The organism is Staphylococcus sp. GDB20D11A (genome assembly GCF_016893255.1).
Lineage (GTDB): Bacteria > Bacillota > Bacilli > Staphylococcales > Staphylococcaceae > Staphylococcus > Staphylococcus aureus.
In genome coordinates this window covers 1-18,056 of the sequence record NZ_JAFEPJ010000018.1, presented here as the reverse complement: position 1 = coordinate 18,056, position 18,056 = coordinate 1, and the positions used below count along the sequence as shown (strand labels likewise).

20 protein-coding genes and 2 pseudogenes are annotated in these 18,056 nt (G+C 31.8%); 2 read left to right on the top strand and 20 right to left on the bottom strand.

All coding sequences use genetic code 11. The features are described from left to right. Positions 1-176 precede the first annotated feature (176 nt). From arlS to JV528_RS14800, 19 genes and pseudogenes are all read right to left on the bottom strand, one after another. Positions 177-1,532, bottom strand: coding sequence for a sensor histidine kinase ArlS (gene arlS, locus JV528_RS10675; RefSeq protein WP_000166793.1), 1,356 nt, complete (start codon positions 1,530-1,532; stop codon positions 177-179). After that, a complete protein-coding gene (gene arlR, locus JV528_RS10670) occupies positions 1,529-2,188 on the bottom strand; it encodes a response regulator transcription factor ArlR (RefSeq protein WP_000192137.1) in 660 nt (219 codons plus the stop codon). Before arlR ends, arlS begins: the two co-directional genes overlap by 4 nt. A 261-nt stretch (positions 2,189-2,449) precedes the next feature. Then, positions 2,450-2,539 (bottom strand): annotated as a pseudogene (locus tag JV528_RS14680) (hypothetical protein); the annotation flags it as partial. Positions 2,540-3,071: 532 nt separating this feature from the next. After that, on the bottom strand, positions 3,072-3,272 hold the full coding sequence (locus tag JV528_RS10665) for a hypothetical protein (RefSeq protein WP_000184337.1): 201 nt from the start codon (positions 3,270-3,272) through the stop codon (positions 3,072-3,074). A 116-nt stretch (positions 3,273-3,388) separates the two neighbouring features. Then, on the bottom strand, positions 3,389-4,003 hold the full coding sequence (locus JV528_RS10660) for a phosphatase PAP2 family protein (RefSeq protein ID WP_000084773.1): 615 nt from the start codon (positions 4,001-4,003) through the stop codon (positions 3,389-3,391). Positions 4,004-4,019: 16 nt separating this feature from the next. After that, positions 4,020-5,090 carry an undecaprenyldiphospho-muramoylpentapeptide beta-N-acetylglucosaminyltransferase gene (locus JV528_RS10655; RefSeq protein ID WP_000160907.1) on the bottom strand — a complete coding sequence of 357 codons (1,071 nt, stop codon included), beginning with the start codon at positions 5,088-5,090 and terminating at the stop codon, positions 4,020-4,022. An 11-nt stretch (positions 5,091-5,101) separates the two neighbouring features. Continuing rightward, positions 5,102-5,611, bottom strand: a complete 510-nt coding sequence (locus tag JV528_RS10650) for a GNAT family N-acetyltransferase (RefSeq protein ID WP_000620194.1) — start codon at positions 5,609-5,611, stop codon at positions 5,102-5,104. A gap of 399 nt (positions 5,612-6,010) precedes the next feature. Then, positions 6,011-7,501 (bottom strand): S41 family peptidase, encoded by a 1,491-nt coding sequence (locus tag JV528_RS10645; protein ID WP_000342149.1) that lies wholly within the window; start codon positions 7,499-7,501, stop codon positions 6,011-6,013. Positions 7,502-7,682: 181 nt separating this feature from the next. After that, positions 7,683-7,904 (bottom strand): YozE family protein, encoded by a 222-nt coding sequence (locus JV528_RS10640; protein ID WP_000801007.1) that lies wholly within the window; start codon positions 7,902-7,904, stop codon positions 7,683-7,685. Further along, positions 7,904-8,404 (bottom strand): PTS sugar transporter subunit IIA, encoded by a 501-nt coding sequence (locus tag JV528_RS10635; protein ID WP_000473654.1) that lies wholly within the window; start codon positions 8,402-8,404, stop codon positions 7,904-7,906. Before JV528_RS10635 ends, JV528_RS10640 begins: the two co-directional genes overlap by 1 nt. Before the next feature lie 11 nt (positions 8,405-8,415). After that, positions 8,416-8,844, bottom strand: a complete 429-nt coding sequence (msrB, locus tag JV528_RS10630; protein ID WP_000913315.1) for a peptide-methionine (R)-S-oxide reductase MsrB — start codon at positions 8,842-8,844, stop codon at positions 8,416-8,418. Beyond that, a complete protein-coding gene (gene msrA, locus JV528_RS10625; protein WP_000159902.1) occupies positions 8,837-9,370 on the bottom strand; it encodes a peptide-methionine (S)-S-oxide reductase MsrA in 534 nt (177 codons plus the stop codon). The genes msrB and msrA overlap by 8 nt, the downstream gene beginning before the upstream one ends. An 85-nt stretch (positions 9,371-9,455) precedes the next feature. Beyond that, the gene (fakB2, locus tag JV528_RS10620; RefSeq protein WP_000166049.1) at positions 9,456-10,295 is read right to left on the bottom strand and encodes a fatty acid kinase binding subunit FakB2; all 840 of its coding nucleotides are present in this window, start codon (positions 10,293-10,295) and stop codon (positions 9,456-9,458) included. A gap of 14 nt (positions 10,296-10,309) precedes the next feature. Next, positions 10,310-10,789, bottom strand: a complete 480-nt coding sequence (locus JV528_RS10615) for a dihydrofolate reductase (protein WP_000175746.1) — start codon at positions 10,787-10,789, stop codon at positions 10,310-10,312. A 199-nt stretch (positions 10,790-10,988) separates the two neighbouring features. Then, entirely contained in the window at positions 10,989-11,945 is a 957-nt protein-coding gene (locus JV528_RS10610) for a thymidylate synthase (protein WP_000934891.1), read from the bottom strand. 423 nt (positions 11,946-12,368) lie between these two features. Next, the gene (brxA, locus tag JV528_RS10605; RefSeq protein WP_000995280.1) at positions 12,369-12,806 is read right to left on the bottom strand and encodes a bacilliredoxin BrxA; all 438 of its coding nucleotides are present in this window, start codon (positions 12,804-12,806) and stop codon (positions 12,369-12,371) included. A gap of 15 nt (positions 12,807-12,821) precedes the next feature. Then, positions 12,822-13,946, bottom strand: a complete 1,125-nt coding sequence (locus JV528_RS10600) for a virulence factor (RefSeq protein WP_000404622.1) — start codon at positions 13,944-13,946, stop codon at positions 12,822-12,824. A gap of 37 nt (positions 13,947-13,983) precedes the next feature. Continuing rightward, the gene (locus JV528_RS10595) at positions 13,984-14,235 is read right to left on the bottom strand and encodes a NifU N-terminal domain-containing protein (protein ID WP_001165814.1); all 252 of its coding nucleotides are present in this window, start codon (positions 14,233-14,235) and stop codon (positions 13,984-13,986) included. Between the two features lie 11 nt (positions 14,236-14,246). Next, positions 14,247-14,441, bottom strand: coding sequence for a zinc-finger domain-containing protein (locus tag JV528_RS14800; protein ID WP_001824522.1), 195 nt, complete (start codon positions 14,439-14,441; stop codon positions 14,247-14,249). 244 nt (positions 14,442-14,685) lie between these two features. On the opposite strand from JV528_RS14800, the gene JV528_RS10585 reads away from it, so the two are divergent. Together JV528_RS10585 and JV528_RS10580 are read left to right on the top strand one after the other, a co-directional pair. After that, positions 14,686-15,390, top strand: coding sequence for a queuosine precursor transporter (locus JV528_RS10585; RefSeq protein WP_000282171.1), 705 nt, complete (start codon positions 14,686-14,688; stop codon positions 15,388-15,390). Positions 15,391-15,630: 240 nt separating this feature from the next. Next, entirely contained in the window at positions 15,631-16,032 is a 402-nt protein-coding gene (locus JV528_RS10580) for a ribonuclease HI family protein (protein WP_001062939.1), read from the top strand. A 58-nt stretch (positions 16,033-16,090) separates the two neighbouring features. Here the strand turns inward: JV528_RS10580 and JV528_RS10575 are convergent. Beyond that, positions 16,091-18,043: pseudogene (locus tag JV528_RS10575) on the bottom strand (DUF1542 domain-containing protein); the annotation flags it as partial. Positions 18,044-18,056: the final 13 nt, after the last annotated feature.

Sequence of the window (18,056 nt, the reverse complement as noted above, 5' to 3'; positions counted from 1 at the left end):
ACAAAAGCGTTGATTCTTCTAGGTTTATAGATGTATTTTATTGTAAATTTTGGGAGTACAACAGAAATGATAAAGAACCATTGTTTATTTGTTTTATAGTCGTTCTTATACATTAGTCACAGCTAATGTGTACTTAAAAATTGATCCTATGACTTTAATTGACGTCTCAGACATGATTAAAATATGATTTTAAACGTTGTTCCTTTGTTAATTTCACTTTTAATTTTAATCGATCCACCGTTTAATTGAATGATTTTTTGCGCAATAGATAATCCGAGTCCATTACCGCCTTGACTTCTTGAACGAGATTTATCCACTCGATAAAAGCGATCAAAAATGAAATCTTGATCTTCCTCTGGAATACCAATTCCATGATCTGTAATTTCAATTATTTTTTGCTTATTTTTTAACCTTGTCTTAACTTTAATTTTCTTATTCTTCACATCATATTTAATTGCATTATCAATAAAGATTAAAAATAATTGTTCGAATTGATGAGGTTTCATTTTGATTTCTAGATTTTTAGATGTCAGATCCGTATCAAATTGATAATCAGGATGCAATTGTTTTAATGAGTGTATTCGCGAGCGAATTTCATCATTAATATGCACGGTCTGCGCTTCAGAAGAAATGTCATTTACATCTCCTTTAGTCAATTCAAGTAATTCTTCGACTAATTTTATGATACGATTCATTTCTTCAATAGAAATATTTAACGATTCTTCTAATACTGCCGGGTCTTTTTTTCCCCATCGCTGAATCAAATTTAAATGACCTTGAATAATTTGTAATGGTGTTCGTAATTCATGTGACGCATCTTCAACAAATTGTCTTTGTTGATTAAATGATTCTTCAATTTGGCTCATCATCTCATTAAACGTATTTGCTAAATTATCTATTTCTTCATAATTTGTATTTAATTGCAATTTATTTTGAAAACCATCTCGTCGAATCTCAATCATTTTATTTGATAAACTGACAAGCGGTTTAGTTATTTGAGTTGAAAATACATAACTGATTGTGGCAGTTATAATTGTTGCAATCACTCCAAATGCGAGCGCAATGATATACAATGATTTTACGATGTTATCATAATTTTCTAGTGAATGAATTAACAAGCTATACCCTTTGAAATCTTGCGTTGTGATTGGTTCTTTAATAATTAAATAATCAATGCCTTTATAACGTTTTTTTATTACGCGGTCAAAATACCGGTGTTCATAACCTGGTTCAACTCTCACTGTGTTATCATTCGATGTCTCAAATAATTTATTATTATGCTCATCATAAATAATAATCTCTTGAAAATTACCTAAAGATGCATTCAAGTCTAATGCAGATATATCTTTAACAGGCTTAGAATGAAATAAATTATTAATATCGCTTGAGCTTCGTTCTGCATCATCAAGCTCACTATTATGCAGTGTATCTTTCAAGAAAAAGATAATAATTAAACAAAACAAAAATATCGTGACAAACGTAATCATCGTGGTAACAATAATCCAGTTATTGCGCAATTTACGTTTTGTCATCGTATCACATACCCAACGCCACGAACTGTTTCAATCATTTTATCACGATCGTATGGTTTTAACTTGTTTCGTAAATATCTTATATAAACATCTACGACATTTGTTTCTACTTCACTATTATAACCCCATACATGATTTAAAATTTGTTCCCGTTGCATAACATGATTTTTATTTTCAGCTAGAAGATATAGTAAATCATACTCTGTTTTTGTTAATTCAATTTCTGCGCCATTTACCGTCACTTTAAAAGCATTCTTATCAATTGTAATACCGTTGACATCGATGATATCTTTTTGTGGCTGACGACGTAAAATCGCACGAATTCTTGCTAAAAGTTCTTCAATATCAAATGGTTTAACTATATAATCGTCTGCACCGTAATCAAGCCCAGCAACTTTGTCATACGTATCACTTTTCGCTGTAATTATAATGATAGGTGTAGATTGTTGTTGTCTAATTTTGCGACAAATTTCTAAGCCATTAATTGACGGCAACATTAAATCTAATATGATTAAATCATAGTAATGGCTAAGCGCTTTATCTAAACCGTCTTGTCCATCATACTCTGTGTCCACATTGTAATTTTCATGTGTGAGTTCCAATTCAAGAAATCTTGCTAAGTTTTGTTCATCTTCTACTATTAAAATTTGCGTCATTTGTACACCTCATATTACGACTTTTTCTAATAAGGTAATATATTTTAAATTTTGTATTTTTCTATACAATAGTTGCTTTTTAAATTAGTTTGTTTACGTTTAAATTTTATCACAAATCAATAACCATGTTTTAAAATTTTCAAGCTACAATCATTAATTATTTATTAACTCAAATATTTAATAATCAGTTAATGGAATTCTGTTATTTCTGATTGCAGTACTTAAATATAGAATACTGTAACACAAGGTCTTACCGCAATATCAATTGTTGTCGTATACTGACTTTTCACTAATGTAAAATGAATAGTTATTATCTTTATTTTCACAAAATGACCGTAGTTTAAACATTTGGGAGTGGGACAGAAATGATAAAGAGCCACTAATGATTTATTATGTAGTGGTTCTTACACATTAGCCACAGCTAATGTGTACTTAAAAATAGGAATACATGAGTAAAACTCATGCATAAGAAATACTAATTTCTATAGAAAAAGTATTTCTTTATCGTCGTCCCACCCCAACTTGCATTGTCTGTAGAAATTGGGAATCCAATTTCTCTTTGTTGGGGCCCCGCCAACTTGCACATTATTGTAAGCTGATTTTCGTCAGCTTCAGTGTTGGGGCCCCGCCCCAACTCGCATTGCCTGTAGAATTTCTTTTCGAAATTCTCTGTGTTGGGGCCCCTGACTAGAATTGAAAAAAGCTTGTTACAATCGCATTTTCTTTCAGTCAACTACTGCCAATATAACTTCGTAGATCATAGAACATTGATTTATTTCCCAGCCTGTTTGAACTTGCAAGTAACATTTCTTAATGTATGAATTCAAAAGGAGTATGTAAACAATATAATTTTTAAGCTTCATCAGTTTTAAATATTCTAATTCTACTGAGAAATACAAATTTTTTTATTTTCTAAAATAGCGTAATCATGCGTTTTATTTACTATTCTTAAAAAATATTCAAAAAAAGTTTTAGTTTCTAATTGACAATGATTCTCACTAATGTATAATAGTAGTTGAAAATGATTATCAATACCACATAGAACATCCCCCCCACAACGTTTCGTTCTTGTTGGATTGGTCATTTTCAAATATTCCCCTTTTATATGCCCGTAAAAGACAATATACGTTATAACAACGTTTTATAAAAGCAGTAAACCCTTACGACACTTTAGGTTTACTGCTTTTGTTTTTTTACTATTTAATTGATTAATTTATTTCTAAGTAATAACGTTGATAAAATAATGCAAAATACGCCACCAATAATGCCGGCAATAATATCTGTTGGATAATGTACACCTAGATATACACGTGATATGGAAATCAATAAAATCATAGCTGCACATAACCCTATAAGAATACCTTTTGAATTACCTTGATTTAATCGATTTAATAGATAGATACCACTTCCAAAATATGCAGTTGATCCCATAGCATGACCGCTAGGAAAACTAAATCCTGTTATATCAATTAAACGCAGCAATGTAGGTCTTTCTCTATCGAATATATTTTTTAATGCTGGATTCAAAATTCCAGATAATGCCATTGTTAATGCAAAAAATAATGCTTCAATTTTGTGGCGCTTTAACATGAGATATGCCACAAGAAGTAATGAAATACATAACATTGCCCAGACTTCACCTACTTTAGTAGCCCCAAGCATGATAGATGTCGTAATAAAGCTCTCTGATGAATATATAAATTCATAAACTTCATTATCAATCCATTTCCCTAGTCTTGATTCGTGGAAAAACGCGATAATTCCAAAAACCAATGTAAAAACGATGAGCAAAGAGATACGTTTCCATTGACTCATAAAGCATTACCCCCCATTAATTCAATGCGTCTTTAATCATCTTATCAAATAAAGCTTCTTTCGTATAACTTTGTTCATACGATTTCATATTATTGATAATTCGAGTTCTTTCCTGTTCCATTTTATTTAGCTCTTGTAATAAAATTTGTGCTGTTAATTGTTCTTCATCAATCGTTTTAGCATAACCTTTATCAGCAAAATGATTTGCATTGTCAATTTGGTCGCCTCGGGATTGATCTAAACCTAATGGTACTAATAACATTGGTATACGTAATGTTAAGAACTCATATATCGCATTTGACCCTGCTCTACTTATTACTGTGTCCGTAATTGCTAATAAATCTGTTAAATCTTCTTTAACAAATTCATATTGTATATATCCTGATTTTTTAACTTGAGCATCTTTTAATCCTTTACCAGTTAAATGTATCACTTGATATTGTTGTAATAATGCATCTAAGTTTTCGCGAATAATGCTATTTAATTTTTTACTTCCTAAGCTTCCACCCATAACGAGTAAAACTTTTTTATTTTCATTAAAGCCTGTTAATTGATAACCATTATGTGCATTACCATTTTTTAAATCTTCTCGAATTGTTGCTCCAATAAAATCAGCTTTCTCTTTAGGTAGGTAGTTTAGCGTTTCTTCAAATGTTGTATATATTTTCTTGGCAAATTTAAGTGCTATCTTATTCGCTAATCCTGGTGTTAAGTCAGATTCATGAATAATAGTTGGTATATTTAATGATTTGGCTGCAATAACAACAGGCACAGATACAAATCCACCTTTTGAAAATAATAGATCAGGTTTTTCTTTTTTCAAAACTTTACGAGCATCAAGAATACCTTTCAATACTTTAAATACATCTTTGGCATTTTCTAAAGAAATATATCTTCTTAATTTACCACTCGAAATAGGATAATACTTAATTTCTGGTAGTTGTGATTCAATCATTTCTCTTTCAATACCATTTTTAGAACCAATATAAAGCGCTTCATAACCTTGTGATAATGCAGTTGGAATTAAACTTAAATTTACTGATACGTGTCCAACTGTTCCCCCTCCGGTAAATGCGATTTTCGTCATTAATATTACCTCTATTCTTTTAAATTTTTATAATATGCATAAAATGGTTCACCTTTATCATATGGCGGATATTCCATTAATTGTTCACCGACCTTATGAAATCCAAATTTGGCAAATAAACCTTGTGCAGGTTTGTTTAACGCAAAGGTGTCCGTTAAAATAACTTCTGCACCACGTGCTTTAACTACATCAATAACATAATTGAATAATTCTGTAGCAGCTCCTTTATATTCTTTCGAACCAGTTAATCGATGAATAACAAAGGCACCTTCTCTATTTACTGGCCAGTCAATGTCATCATACCATTCTGCTTGGTCTTGGTCGACAACAATAAAGCCATAAATTTTGTCATTTTCCTCTAATACGTACAAATAATCTTTAGCAATATCTTCTTCAAAATGTTCTAAAAGAGGGTACTGATCGTCCCATTGCTCGTTGTCGTGTTCTTTCATTAATTCTTTTGCTTCTTCTACTAGATTTAAGATTTGATCTAAATCTGACATTTTACCTAGACGGATCATGTACGTCACTCCTTATATCGTTATGTTAAACATGTTTTTCAGTACATGTTAATCTTACACACTATTAACATGCTTTAAACCTTTATTATGAATGAAAAATAGTAATTATCACACTATGGGATAAAAATAACCAATAAAAGTATCATATACCAATTAATTGATTGTTAAAACTAGTGAATAATACTATTTAAAAAGTATATGCTCATAGTATATTAAAGCATGAATTGTTAACAGCGATGATAGAAATTGCTTTATTTACATCATTTGTAAATGTCTAATTTATATCTTTTAGAGTTAGACGTCAATAAAAATAAACACGCCTCCTAAATTGCTATCTTTGCAAATTTAGGAAGCGTGTCATTAACATAATAATAATACAATTTTAGCAGTGTGTATCGCTTATTTTAAAATATTAATCAATTTATCGAGAACATCATCATGTTTATTAGCTTTTTCAACTAATAACTCAGTAAATTTATTATTCGTTTCTTTATTAAATTCACCAGTTACCTCGAGTTTATTCGCTTGTTGGAAAGCTTTAATTTGATTTTCTAAAGCTTGATCAAATTGCGTTGTTTCATTATCAACTTTATAACCTAAATCTGATAAACCAATTTTAATAGTTTTAATATTTTTATCATCGTCTCCAACTTTAAATGTTTTCGTATTAGGAATGACATTTAAAGATTGATATTTAGGTGTGTCAATAGTTACGTCTGGTTTAATGCCTTTACCGTGAATATAATGACCATCTGGCGTTAACCATTTCATTTCAGTATATTTTAACAATGAACCATCCTTAAACTCTCTTGTAGTTTGTACGACACCTTTGCCGAATGTTTTTGACCCATAAACTTTAGCTTTATGATAGTCCTTTAGCGCACCAGTAAACACTTCAGAAGCGCTAGCTGAACCTTCATTCACTAAGATGGATATATCCATGTCTTTCGCTTCTTTTAACGCATCATTAGAAGTTTGAATTGCTTCAGTATCTTTACCTTTTTCTAGTTTAACAACAGTTTTTCCTTTATCGATAAAAATATTTGCCATTTTAACAGCTTCATCTAGTAGTCCACCTGGATTATTTCTTAAATCTAAAACAATCTTTTTCAAACCATCTTTGTGAGCTTTAAGAACTGCATCTTTCAATTCACCTGATGTATCATTCTGGAATTTATTAATAGTAATAACTCCAACATTACCTTTTTTCTTATACTCAACACTTTTAACATGAATTTTTTCACGTTTAATCTTAACGTCTTTTTCTTCACTGCCTCGTTGAACAGTTAAAGTTACTTCAGTGTTTTCTTTACCACGAACATCTTTGACAACTTCATCTAATGCTTTACCTTTAATTGATTTTCCATTTACTTTAGTAATGACATCTTTAGGACGGATGCCAGCACGTTCTGCTGGAGAACCCTTCATAGGGCTAGTAACCATAATTTGATCATTTTTCTTTTGCATTTCTGCACCAATACCTACAAAATCACCTGAAACACCTTCATTAAAGGATTTAGTTTGTTCTTTTGTTAAATATTCAGAATAAGGATCTTTTAATTCTTTGACCATGCCATCAATTGCAGCTTTACTCAACTTGTCAGAGTTCTGTTTTTTATAATAATCACTATTTAAGATTTTATACACATTTTCAATTTTATTTAAGTTTGCTTGATCAGTTTTGTTTAAACCACTTATTTTTTGATTTATAAAAATATATGCAACAACTGTGATGACAGCTGTTATTAGGATTGTACCAATTAAAATTGATATGAATTGCCAACGTTTTAAGTGAACGCGTTTCGATGAATTAGTTTGTTGGTCTTGATTGCTTGTTGCAATTTCGGCGCGTTCATCATTGGATGAAGATGTGTGTTGCTTATCATCCATTGTATCACTTCCTTATTATGTATTATGTACTTTTAAATTCTGTGTAGTTAATCATATCAATTTATGCAAGATAGCGCACCATATTTCACTATAATTGATTAATTTTTAGTCACAACTTAGTTTATTTTAAATTAAAACCAGGATAACAACTTGCATCACCCTGGTTCTAACTATTATTATATTAAAATTTTAGCCATTCCGTATATTCTTCATATAAATCATCAAATACAGACATTGGCAATGTGAAATCACCATGTGTCTCAATATAATCAGACAGTATGTTAAAATCATCATCGTGTTTTGGGAAAGCAAGATCGTCAAATATCTCTTCTGCTAGACGACCTTTATCGTCGTGTCGTCCACGAACTGTCATGACAAATTGATAAAACGAATAGTTTTTCATTAGTTCATTGTCACATCAATCACTTTTGTTTCACCTTTAATCACAGCATTTTCATCATAAATATTAATTGATGCCGCTTGATCTGTGTTAGTAATAATAATTGGTGAAATAACAGATTTAGCGTTATTATTAATATATTCAAGGTTGAATCTTACTAATGGATCTCCGACGTTAACTTCGTCACCACTAGAAACTAACACTTCAAATCCTTCACCGTCTAATTGAACTGTGTCTAAACCGATATGAACTAATAATTCTAATCCGTTATCTGCTTTTAAACCAATCGCATGCTTAGTTGGAAAGACATTATCAACACGTCCTGCAATTGGAGACACAACCTCTCCTTCAGTTGGATTAATACCAAAACCTTCGCCCATCATTTTTTGTGCGAATACAGGATCTGGAATATCTTCAATTTTCACGTATTCTCCAGTTAATGGTGCATAAATTGCGATATCTTTCTGAACTTCTTTGCCTTTTCCGAATAATTTTTTAAACATACTTTCCACTCCTACTTATCAAAATGTGATATTAAATCGCCATAACCCAATTCTTCTAATTTTTCATATGGAATAAATTGAATTGCAGCGGAATTGATACAGTATCTTAAGCCGCCACTTTCTTTAGGTCCATCATTAAAGACATGTCCTAAATGACTATTTGATTCTTCTGAACGCACTTCAGTTCTCAACATACCAAAAGATTTGTCGACTAATTCTATAATTTCATCGTCATCAAGCGCTTTGGAAAAGCTAGGCCATCCACATTCAGAATGAAACTTTTCTTCAGATGTAAATAAAGGTTTACCAGAAATCTTATCTACATAAATTCCTTTAGCAAAATGATTCCAATATTCATTCATAAATGGTGGTTCAGTGCCATTTTCTTGTGTAACAATATATTCTATGTCTGTTAGTTCACTTTTATCTTTTTTAAGCATTTTGATTCCCCCAATGTGATTCTATAAACGCTTTTCTACCTGAACCACGTTGATATTGGTAATAATGTACCGGGTTCTTTTTATAATAATCTTGATGGTAGTCTTCAGCTGGATAGAAATTTTTATATGGTTTAATAGGTGTAATCACTGGTTTCTTGAAAATACCTTGTTCATTTAATTGTTGCTTTTTAAACTCAGCAGCCTTTTTCTGATGCTCATCATGATAGAAAATGACTGGTTGATAGCTTTCGCCTCTATCGAAAAATTGCCCTTGATCATCAGTTGGGTCAAATGTTTTGAAATATATGTCTAATATATTTTCAAAGGAAGTAACCTCTGGATCAAACGTAATTTGTACTGCTTCGACATGGCCGGTTTGATTCGTACATACCTGTTCATAAGTTGGGTTGTCAACATGACCGCCACTATAACCAGATACGACTGACTTGATGCCTGGATATGATGTAAATGGTTTAACCATGCACCAGAAACATCCTCCTGCTAATGTTGCATATTCTTTTGTCATATGAATTACCTCCTCTATCTATCTAATTATAAATTTAGTCTATAAAGGATTGAAATGGAAGTAATTAACACTGAAAAGATTAAATTTACTTCTTAAGGACTACGAGGCCAATCGCACCTTGACCAGTATGTGCAGAAATAACTGGTGTAGTTACATTTATATCGTAATTATTCACATGAAAAGCTTCATTAAAAACTTTCTTCAATTTATCAACATATTCAATAACGTTAGCATGTGCGACACCAACGGATTTGATTTCATGATCTCCTATAAATTCAGCAATTTCCTTTTTCAAGTATTGGATACTAGAATTTTGAGTTCTCGCATTGTGCACAAGCTCTAAGCGACCATCATCTAGTGTACCAATTGGTTTGATTTTCATAAGATTACCAATCAAACCTTTTGTTTTACTAATTCTGCCACCTTTAATTAATTGATTCAATTGCCCTATAACTACAAATAATTTAATGTTTTCTCTTAAATGATTTAACTTTTTAACTATTTCAGAAGTTGAGACACCTTCTTTTACAAGCTCTACTAGGTGTTGTATTTGATACCCTAAACCAAAAGAAATAGATTTTGAATCAATAACAGTTACATTAGCATCTACCATTTGACTTGCTTGGTAAGCAGTGTTAAATGTACCACTTAATCCTGAAGAAAGATGAATACTTATGATTTCAGCGCCATCTTTTCCTAGTTCTTCATAAGCAGATATAAATTCGCCTATGGCTGGTTGACTTGTCTTTACATCTTCATCATTTTCAATATGATTAATAAATTCTTCTGATGTAATATCTACTTGGTCAACGTATGAAGCTCCTTCAATAGTTAAACTTAAAGGAATTACATGTATGTTGTTTGCTTCTAAATATTCTTTAGATAAATCGGATGTTGAGTCTGTCACAATAATCTGTTTTGTCATGGTCATTTTCCCCCTTATTTTTTACGAATTAAATGTAGAAAGGTATGTGGAATTGTATTTTTTTCATCTAGTTTACCTTCAACTGAAGAGGCAACTTCCCAGTCTTCAAATGTATAAGGTGGAAAGAACGTATCACCACGGAATTTACCTTCAATAACAGTAATATACATGTCGTCCACTTTATCAATCATTTCTTCAAATAATGTTTGCCCTCCAAATATGAAAACATGGCCCGGTAGTTGGTAAATATCTTCAATAGAATGAATTACATCAACGCCCTCTACGTTGAAACTTGTATCTGAAGTAAGTACAACATTTCGACGATTCGGTAGTGGTTTACCAATCGATTCAAATGTCTTACGACCCATTACTAAAGTATGACCTGTTGATAATTTTTTAACATGCTTCAAATCATTTGGTAGGTGCCAAGGTAATTGATTTTCAAAACCAATTACTCGTTGCAAGTCATGTGCAACTAGAATGGATAAAGTCATGATTATCCTCCTTCTTCTATCATTTCATTTTTTATTACTAAGTTATCTTTAATTTAACACAATTTTTATCATAAAGTGTGATAGAAATAATGATTTTGCATAATTTATGAAAACGTTTAACACAAAAAAGTACTTTTTTGCACTTGAAAATACTATGATGTCATTTTGATGTCTATATGGTTAGCTAACTATGCAACGACTACACTGCTATTGGAGCTTTTATTGCTGGATGTGATTCATAGCCAACAATTTCCAAATCTTCATAATTTATGTCGAAAATAGACTTATCACTGTTAATTTTTAATGTTGGAGGATTGAAGCTTTCACGTGCTAATTGTGTTTGAATCGCATCAATATGATTTGAATAAATATGTGCATCTCCAAAAGTATGCACAAATTCTCCTACTTCAAGTCCACATTCTTTGGCAATAAGGTGTGTCAATAAAGCGTAGCTTGCGATATTAAATGGCACACCTAAAAAGATATCTGCGCTACGTTGGTATAACTGGCAACTTAACTTACCATCTTGGACATAAAACTGGAACATGGTATGACAAGGCGGAAGTGCCATTGTGTCAATTTCTGTTGGATTCCATGCAGATACGATGTGTCGTCTTGAATCTGGATTATGCTTAATTTGCTCAATTACTGTTTTAAGTTGATCAAAATGATTACCATCTTTATCAACCCAATCTCGCCATTGTTTACCATAAACATTTCCTAAATCACCGAATTGCTTCGCAAATGTATCATCTTCAAGAATACGTTGCTTAAATTGTTTCATTTGTTCGTTATATTGTTCGTTAAATTCAGGATCACTCAATGCACGATGCCCGAAATCTGTCATATCTGGACCTTTATACTCGTCTGATTTGATATAATTTTCAAAAGCCCATTCGTTCCAAATATTATTATTATATTTTAATAAGTATTGGATGTTTGTATCTCCTTTAATGAACCATAATAATTCGGTTGCTACTAATTTAAAAGAAACTTTCTTTGTCGTTAATAGTGGAAATCCTTTAGATAAGTCAAAGCGAAGTTGATGACCAAATTTCGAAATCGTACCTGTATTTGTGCGATCATTTCGTGTATTTCCTATTTCTAAAACTTCTTCACAAAGACTGTGATATGCTGCATCAAATGAATTCAACATATGCGATAACACCTCATTTTCATTATTTATAGTATGTATATTTAGTTCGACATAATTTAACTTTATGTAGCATTTTGTTATCACTCATTTTAGGAATGTGATATTAATATCATGGATTCCGTTACTTTATTTATAAAATGCTGATTAAGTACCTACCACATTGTAACGTGATATATGTTTCCAATTGCTAATTGTTTACCCAAATCTATAACTTTAATGCTAAAAAATTTTAAAAAAGAGGTTAACACATGATTTGAATATTATGTTTGATGTCCTATTAAAACAGTTGAATTTCTAAAAAATATAGTTGGTAAGAACGGACTTTATATAACAAATGGAATACAACTATATTCTCTATTTTCAATGACAGACACCATTTTTAATATTATAAAATGTGTTAACCTTTATATTTATTTATGTGTACTATTTACAATTTTCGTCAAAGGCATCCTTTAAGTCCATTGCAATGTCATTAATATCTCTGCCTTCGATAAATTCTCTAGGCATAAAATAAACTAAATCTTGACCTTTGAATAAAGCATACGAAGGACTAGATGGTGCTTGCTGAATGAATTCTCGCATTGTAGCAGTTGCTTCTTTATCTTGCCCAGCAAAAACTGTAACTGTATTTGTAGGTCTATGTTCATTTTGTGTTGCTACTGCTACTGCAGCTGGTCTTGCTAATCCAGCTGCACAGCCGCATGTAGAGTTAATAACTACAAAAGTTGTGTCATCAGCATTTACTTGGTTCATATACTCTAATACTGCTTCGCTCGTTTCTAAACTTGTAAAACCATTTTGAGTTAATTCGCCACGCATTTGTTGCGCAATTTCTTTCATATAAGCATCATATGCATTCATATTTAATTCCTCCAATTAAATTGTTCTGTTTGCCATTTGTTTCCATACTGAACCAAGTGCTTCATCTCCGTTTTCAATACGAGATATGGCCATTTCAATTTGTAATTTAACTTCAAACGCACTGTCATTAATATGCGCTTTAAGTGCAGGAAGCTGCTCTGCATTACCTTCATCAAAGATAAACATAGCAGCACGCCACCTAACGATTTTCTGTGGATCATCTAATAGTAGCACCATTTCTGGTAGTGCCTCTGGATACCCTAAATCGCTTATGCAATCCCCTGCTGTTCTTCTTACAGCAGGACTTTTATCACGAAGCCCCTTATATAAATACGGTAAAATTTCTTTACTTTCAATCATACCTAATAATACAATCGCTTGACGTCTAACCGGTACTTTTTCATCAGATAAAGCTAAATCAAGCAGCGGTATATCTTCAAAAGTCGGCTTTGGAAAATGGTTTAACATTCGTAATCGAGTCTTCCAATTATCAGTCGCATGATATTCATCCAAAGAGACATGTCGATAGAAATGATAATTATTAGTTGCGTGATTTTCTTCTAAAGCATGCTTTACCAATACAGGTAACTGTGATTCTGGATAGGTAGCTAGCACTTCTTCTAGGACACCATCCATTACTTCTTCAATATTTCCATAGCGATTTCCTAAATCTAGCCATTTACGCATAAAAACAATATTGTCATGTTCTGTTTGCGCTTGAGTCATATAATCAACATATGTTTGTGGTAATTGTTCTCTTAATTCTTGGTCAGTAGAAGTTAGCTTAATTTGATACGGTATCCCCTTAAAAGTTAATAGTTCAGCTTTAATTTCACCAAAATGATTGTCAATTTGAGGTTCATTTACAGATTCTAAAACCTTATTCCCATCAGAAAAAACAGCTTTAATATCAGGTAATATGACTTCCCAATCAGCTTTTGGTGCCTTATCAACAGCTAAGAAGTTCATGACATGAAAAATAGAAGTGATACCGTCTATAGATAACAACTGATTTATAAATCTTGGTTGTGTTTCTTCTACTTTTTTATAAGTATTAGATAACTTGTCTTCTCTTGTAAATGACAAAACAACTTTCATTGTATTTGGACTTGGCGTTGGCTCTATACGTAAAATTTCCATATACTTTATCCCCCCCGAATACTAGTTGATGAAAAATTTATTCGAATACAGCCTCTACTTTTGGCAATACTGTTTCCCAATTTGCGTCATTTTCTTTATCAACTGAAATAAAGTCCATAACATGGAAAATTGATTTAACACCTTCAACCTTTAAGATGTCATTAATAAATGCTGGCTGTGAATCATCAACTTTAGTATACGTATCTGATGTCATACCTTCTCTGCTTTCACTAAGTGTAATCTTCATTGTGTTGTGGTTCGGTGTTTCTGATATTGATATAATTTGCATTTGACTTCCTCCTATTGAAGTTCATTTCCTAATTGTTTTATTTCTTTCCCTATTGAACACTCATTGATACAAAAATGATGCGCCTTCGTTTTCCCCTCTAATTTACGCAGACGAGTTTTGATTGGACATTGATTGCAATAAGTATTCATTAAATTATCTATTTTCGCGAGTGCATTTTGCTCTGAAAAAGTTAAAATACGCGACACTTCCTTTATTACTTCAAAATATTGCAACCTTGTAAATAAGTGTTACTGTTTTAAATTTGACATAAAAATATTATAACATTTTTGACCCTAAGATTTGAATGAAACCTTTTACAATTCTATACGTAAAATGTATTTATATTCAAATACTATTGCATCGCAAACGATTTTTCAGTAAAATGAGTAAGTTATTTATTGAGCGGTTTCTAAACACCCGCATGATCAAAATTTAGGAGGACATTTTAATATGTATAATGAAATTTTAGGACTAGTTACGTTTATTGCAACGTTCGTGCTTATGGTACTTATGTATCGCTTTTTTGGTAAACAAGGTTTAATTGCATGGGTTGCAATTGGCACAATCATTGCCAACATACAAGTGATTAAAACTGTAGAAATCTTTGGTATTTCAGCAACTTTAGGTAATGTCATGTTTGCTTCTATTTATTTAGCAACAGATATATTAAACGATATTTATGGGCGTAGAGTTGCAAAAAGAGCAGTTTGGTTAGGCTTCTCATCAACATTAATTATGATTATTGTTATGCAATTGTCATTACATTTTATTCCTGCACCAGAAGATATGGCACAAAAAGCATTACACGCAATCTTTGATGTTGTGCCACGCATTGCTTTAGGCTCAATCGTCGCATATATTATTGGTCAACATATTGATGTATTTATCTTTTCACTAATTAAAAAAGTATTTAGTTCTGATAAAACATTTTTCATCCGTGCATATGGTAGTACATTTTTAAGCTCAATAATTGATACAGCTTTATTTGTAGCTATCGCATTCATCGGAAGTTTACCTGGTACAGTTGTATTTGAAATATTTATTACAACGTACGTACTAAAATTAGCTTCAACAGTTTTCAATGTACCATTTGGATATATTGCTAAATCATTTTATCGTAAAGGTAAGATTGATAAGTTAGATCAAGGCTATTAAAGCACTTACTACATAATAGAATAAGTATTAAGGCTGATATTTGAGAAAATTTTATCAAGATGATTTTTTTAGGAAGTATATTACAGTACTACGTATTAGAAAATCATTTTTGACTCAGCGAGTATTTTAAACACGTGTTACTTATTTAAGTGATGCGTGTTTTTTTATGGATTACCCAACGTATTTTGTATTACAGTAATAGTAACTTTAACTAAGTATTGAATAGAAAGTAGGTTTATTATGGCGAAAATAAATTTTGATGCCGCGACGAAAGGAAATCCAGGCATAAGTACTTGTGCCATTGTAATCAAAGAAGATGAGCAGCATTATACATATACACATGAGTTAGGTGAAATGGATAATCACACAGCAGAATGGGCAGCATGTATTTATGCACTAGAACATGCACGTGAATTAAATGTTAGTAATGCGTTGTTGTACACTGACTCTAAGTTAATTGCGGATAGTGTTAACGCTGGTTATGTAAAAAATGCCAAATTCAAACCTTATTTTGATCAATTGGAAATATTTGAACAAGATTTTGATTTATTATTTGTTAAATGGATTCCGAGAGAACAAAACAAAGAAGCGAATCAACACGCACAGCAAGCATTGTACAAATTAATTAAAAAGAACAAATAAAAGGAGCACCGACTGATATATTTTCAATCGGTGCTCCTCTTTTTATCGAAGAAACAAATTATTTTTTATTTTTTTTAGATTTCTTTTTCTTCTTTTTAGCTGCTACCTTTTTAGAAGGTTTTTTTGATGCCGACTTTTCCCCTTTGGATTGGTTATCTTTTTGATTTTTCTTTTTAGCCAATAATAAAGGAACGTCCTCATCTTTAGATTCAATACTAGTTGTTGTTTCAACATTTTCCTCTTTATCTTTGCGTCGTTTTGCGATTAAGAGTGGTGAATGTTCGTTATCTTTCAACACTTTTTCATCTGTGTTTTCATTTGTAACTTCCACATCTTCTTCATCTTCTTTACGACGGCGTTTTGGTAAGAAGAACGGCGTATGTTTAACTTTATCGAGTGACTCGCCATTATTTAGCGAATCTTTTTCTTCAACAGTAACATCTTCTTCATCTTCTTTTCTTCGACGTTTCGCAAATAAAAGTGGTAAATGTTTTGTATCGTCTAAAGTCTCTTTTATTGAATCTTTATTATTATCTCTTATTTCTAATTCTTCCTCTTCATCTTCTTTACGACGACGTTTGGCAATGAAGAACCAGAAACTAGCTAGTAAGCCAGAGATACCCACCACACCAATAGCGTTTTTAATAACATTACCGAAATTATTACTAAAGTGACGCATATGAAGTGGATCAATGTCATCATCTTCATCAAGTTTCTTTTTATGTCCAATAGTCGAACTGTTAAATGGATGATTTGCAGTTCCATAACCAATTGTTAAATGGCTATTAGATTCATTTCCAGTACTTGATGATTGTTTAGCACGATCAGATGTTACAATTTGTACTGCTGAAATTCGAGCAATACCATTGTTCAATGCAGCCTCAACTTGCTGTAATGTATGCGCATTATTAATATCTCTAATTGTTTCAAGCACAATTTCGTTAATTCGATTCATTGCTGCTTGTTTTTCATCAGATGAGCCAATTTCACTATTTCGAATACTATTCATTTTTTCATTTGAAAAGTCTTTAATTCTACTAATAGCTTCTTGCTTGCGTTTAGCTAGTTCTTTTGCTATTGGATTAGCTGCTTTCATTTGAGCTTTAAATTGTTCCAATTGCCCAGTTATTTCATCGATGCTTTGCGCACGTTGAATCGCTTGAATTGCTTGTTCTTTTAATTGATTTAACTTAGCAATTGCTTCTTGCTTCTCTTTATCTGTTAGATCAGTACGAGCTTTGATTTCATCAATCATATGTTGAATTGCATCTTCAATCGATTTAATTGCATTTGATTTTGCTTGTTCAATCGTAAATTGTTCTGGATTAAATTGTTCAATATGCGCTTGTTCTTGTTGTTGAATTTCTTCAACTGAATGAACATCAGGTGCATTGTTAATATGATCAATTGCTTGTTGTTTAAGCTTATTAACTTCGGCAATTGCTGCTTCTTTTTGTTCTAGTGTTAATGTCACACTATTATTGATTTCATTAATCTTTTGTTGTGCCGCATTTTCAATTGATTCAATTGCCTGTTGTTTGACTACTGACAATTCTTTTTCTACAACTTTTACAGGAACATTAACAATCACTTTTGATCCATCAAGCAATGTAACTTCAACTTTTGCTGTTAAGCTATCAGAAATCGTTGCAGTTGATGGTGTATCGATAACTTCTGCTGTAAGCTGATCTATTAAGTTAATGTGTGCTAAAACATCTTGCTCTGTAATGATGTCATCACGATGTACGATTAGTTCACCATTAACAAGCAATTGTTCAGGTGTTGCTTCAGAAATTTCATTTACAGCAGGTTGATCGTCAACCTCCCATACATGCGTATTTCTAATGTCATCTAAACCTAAGTTTAATCCTCGATTTAATTGATCTATAGTTTGAGCATTCTCAACGTTTTGTAGTGCTCGTTTTTCAGCTTCGTCAATTTCTTTGAGCGCTTTTGCTTTTTGCTCAGGTGTTAAATCTGGATTTGAATTGATTTGATCACGCTTTGAACTGCACCCAGTCTAG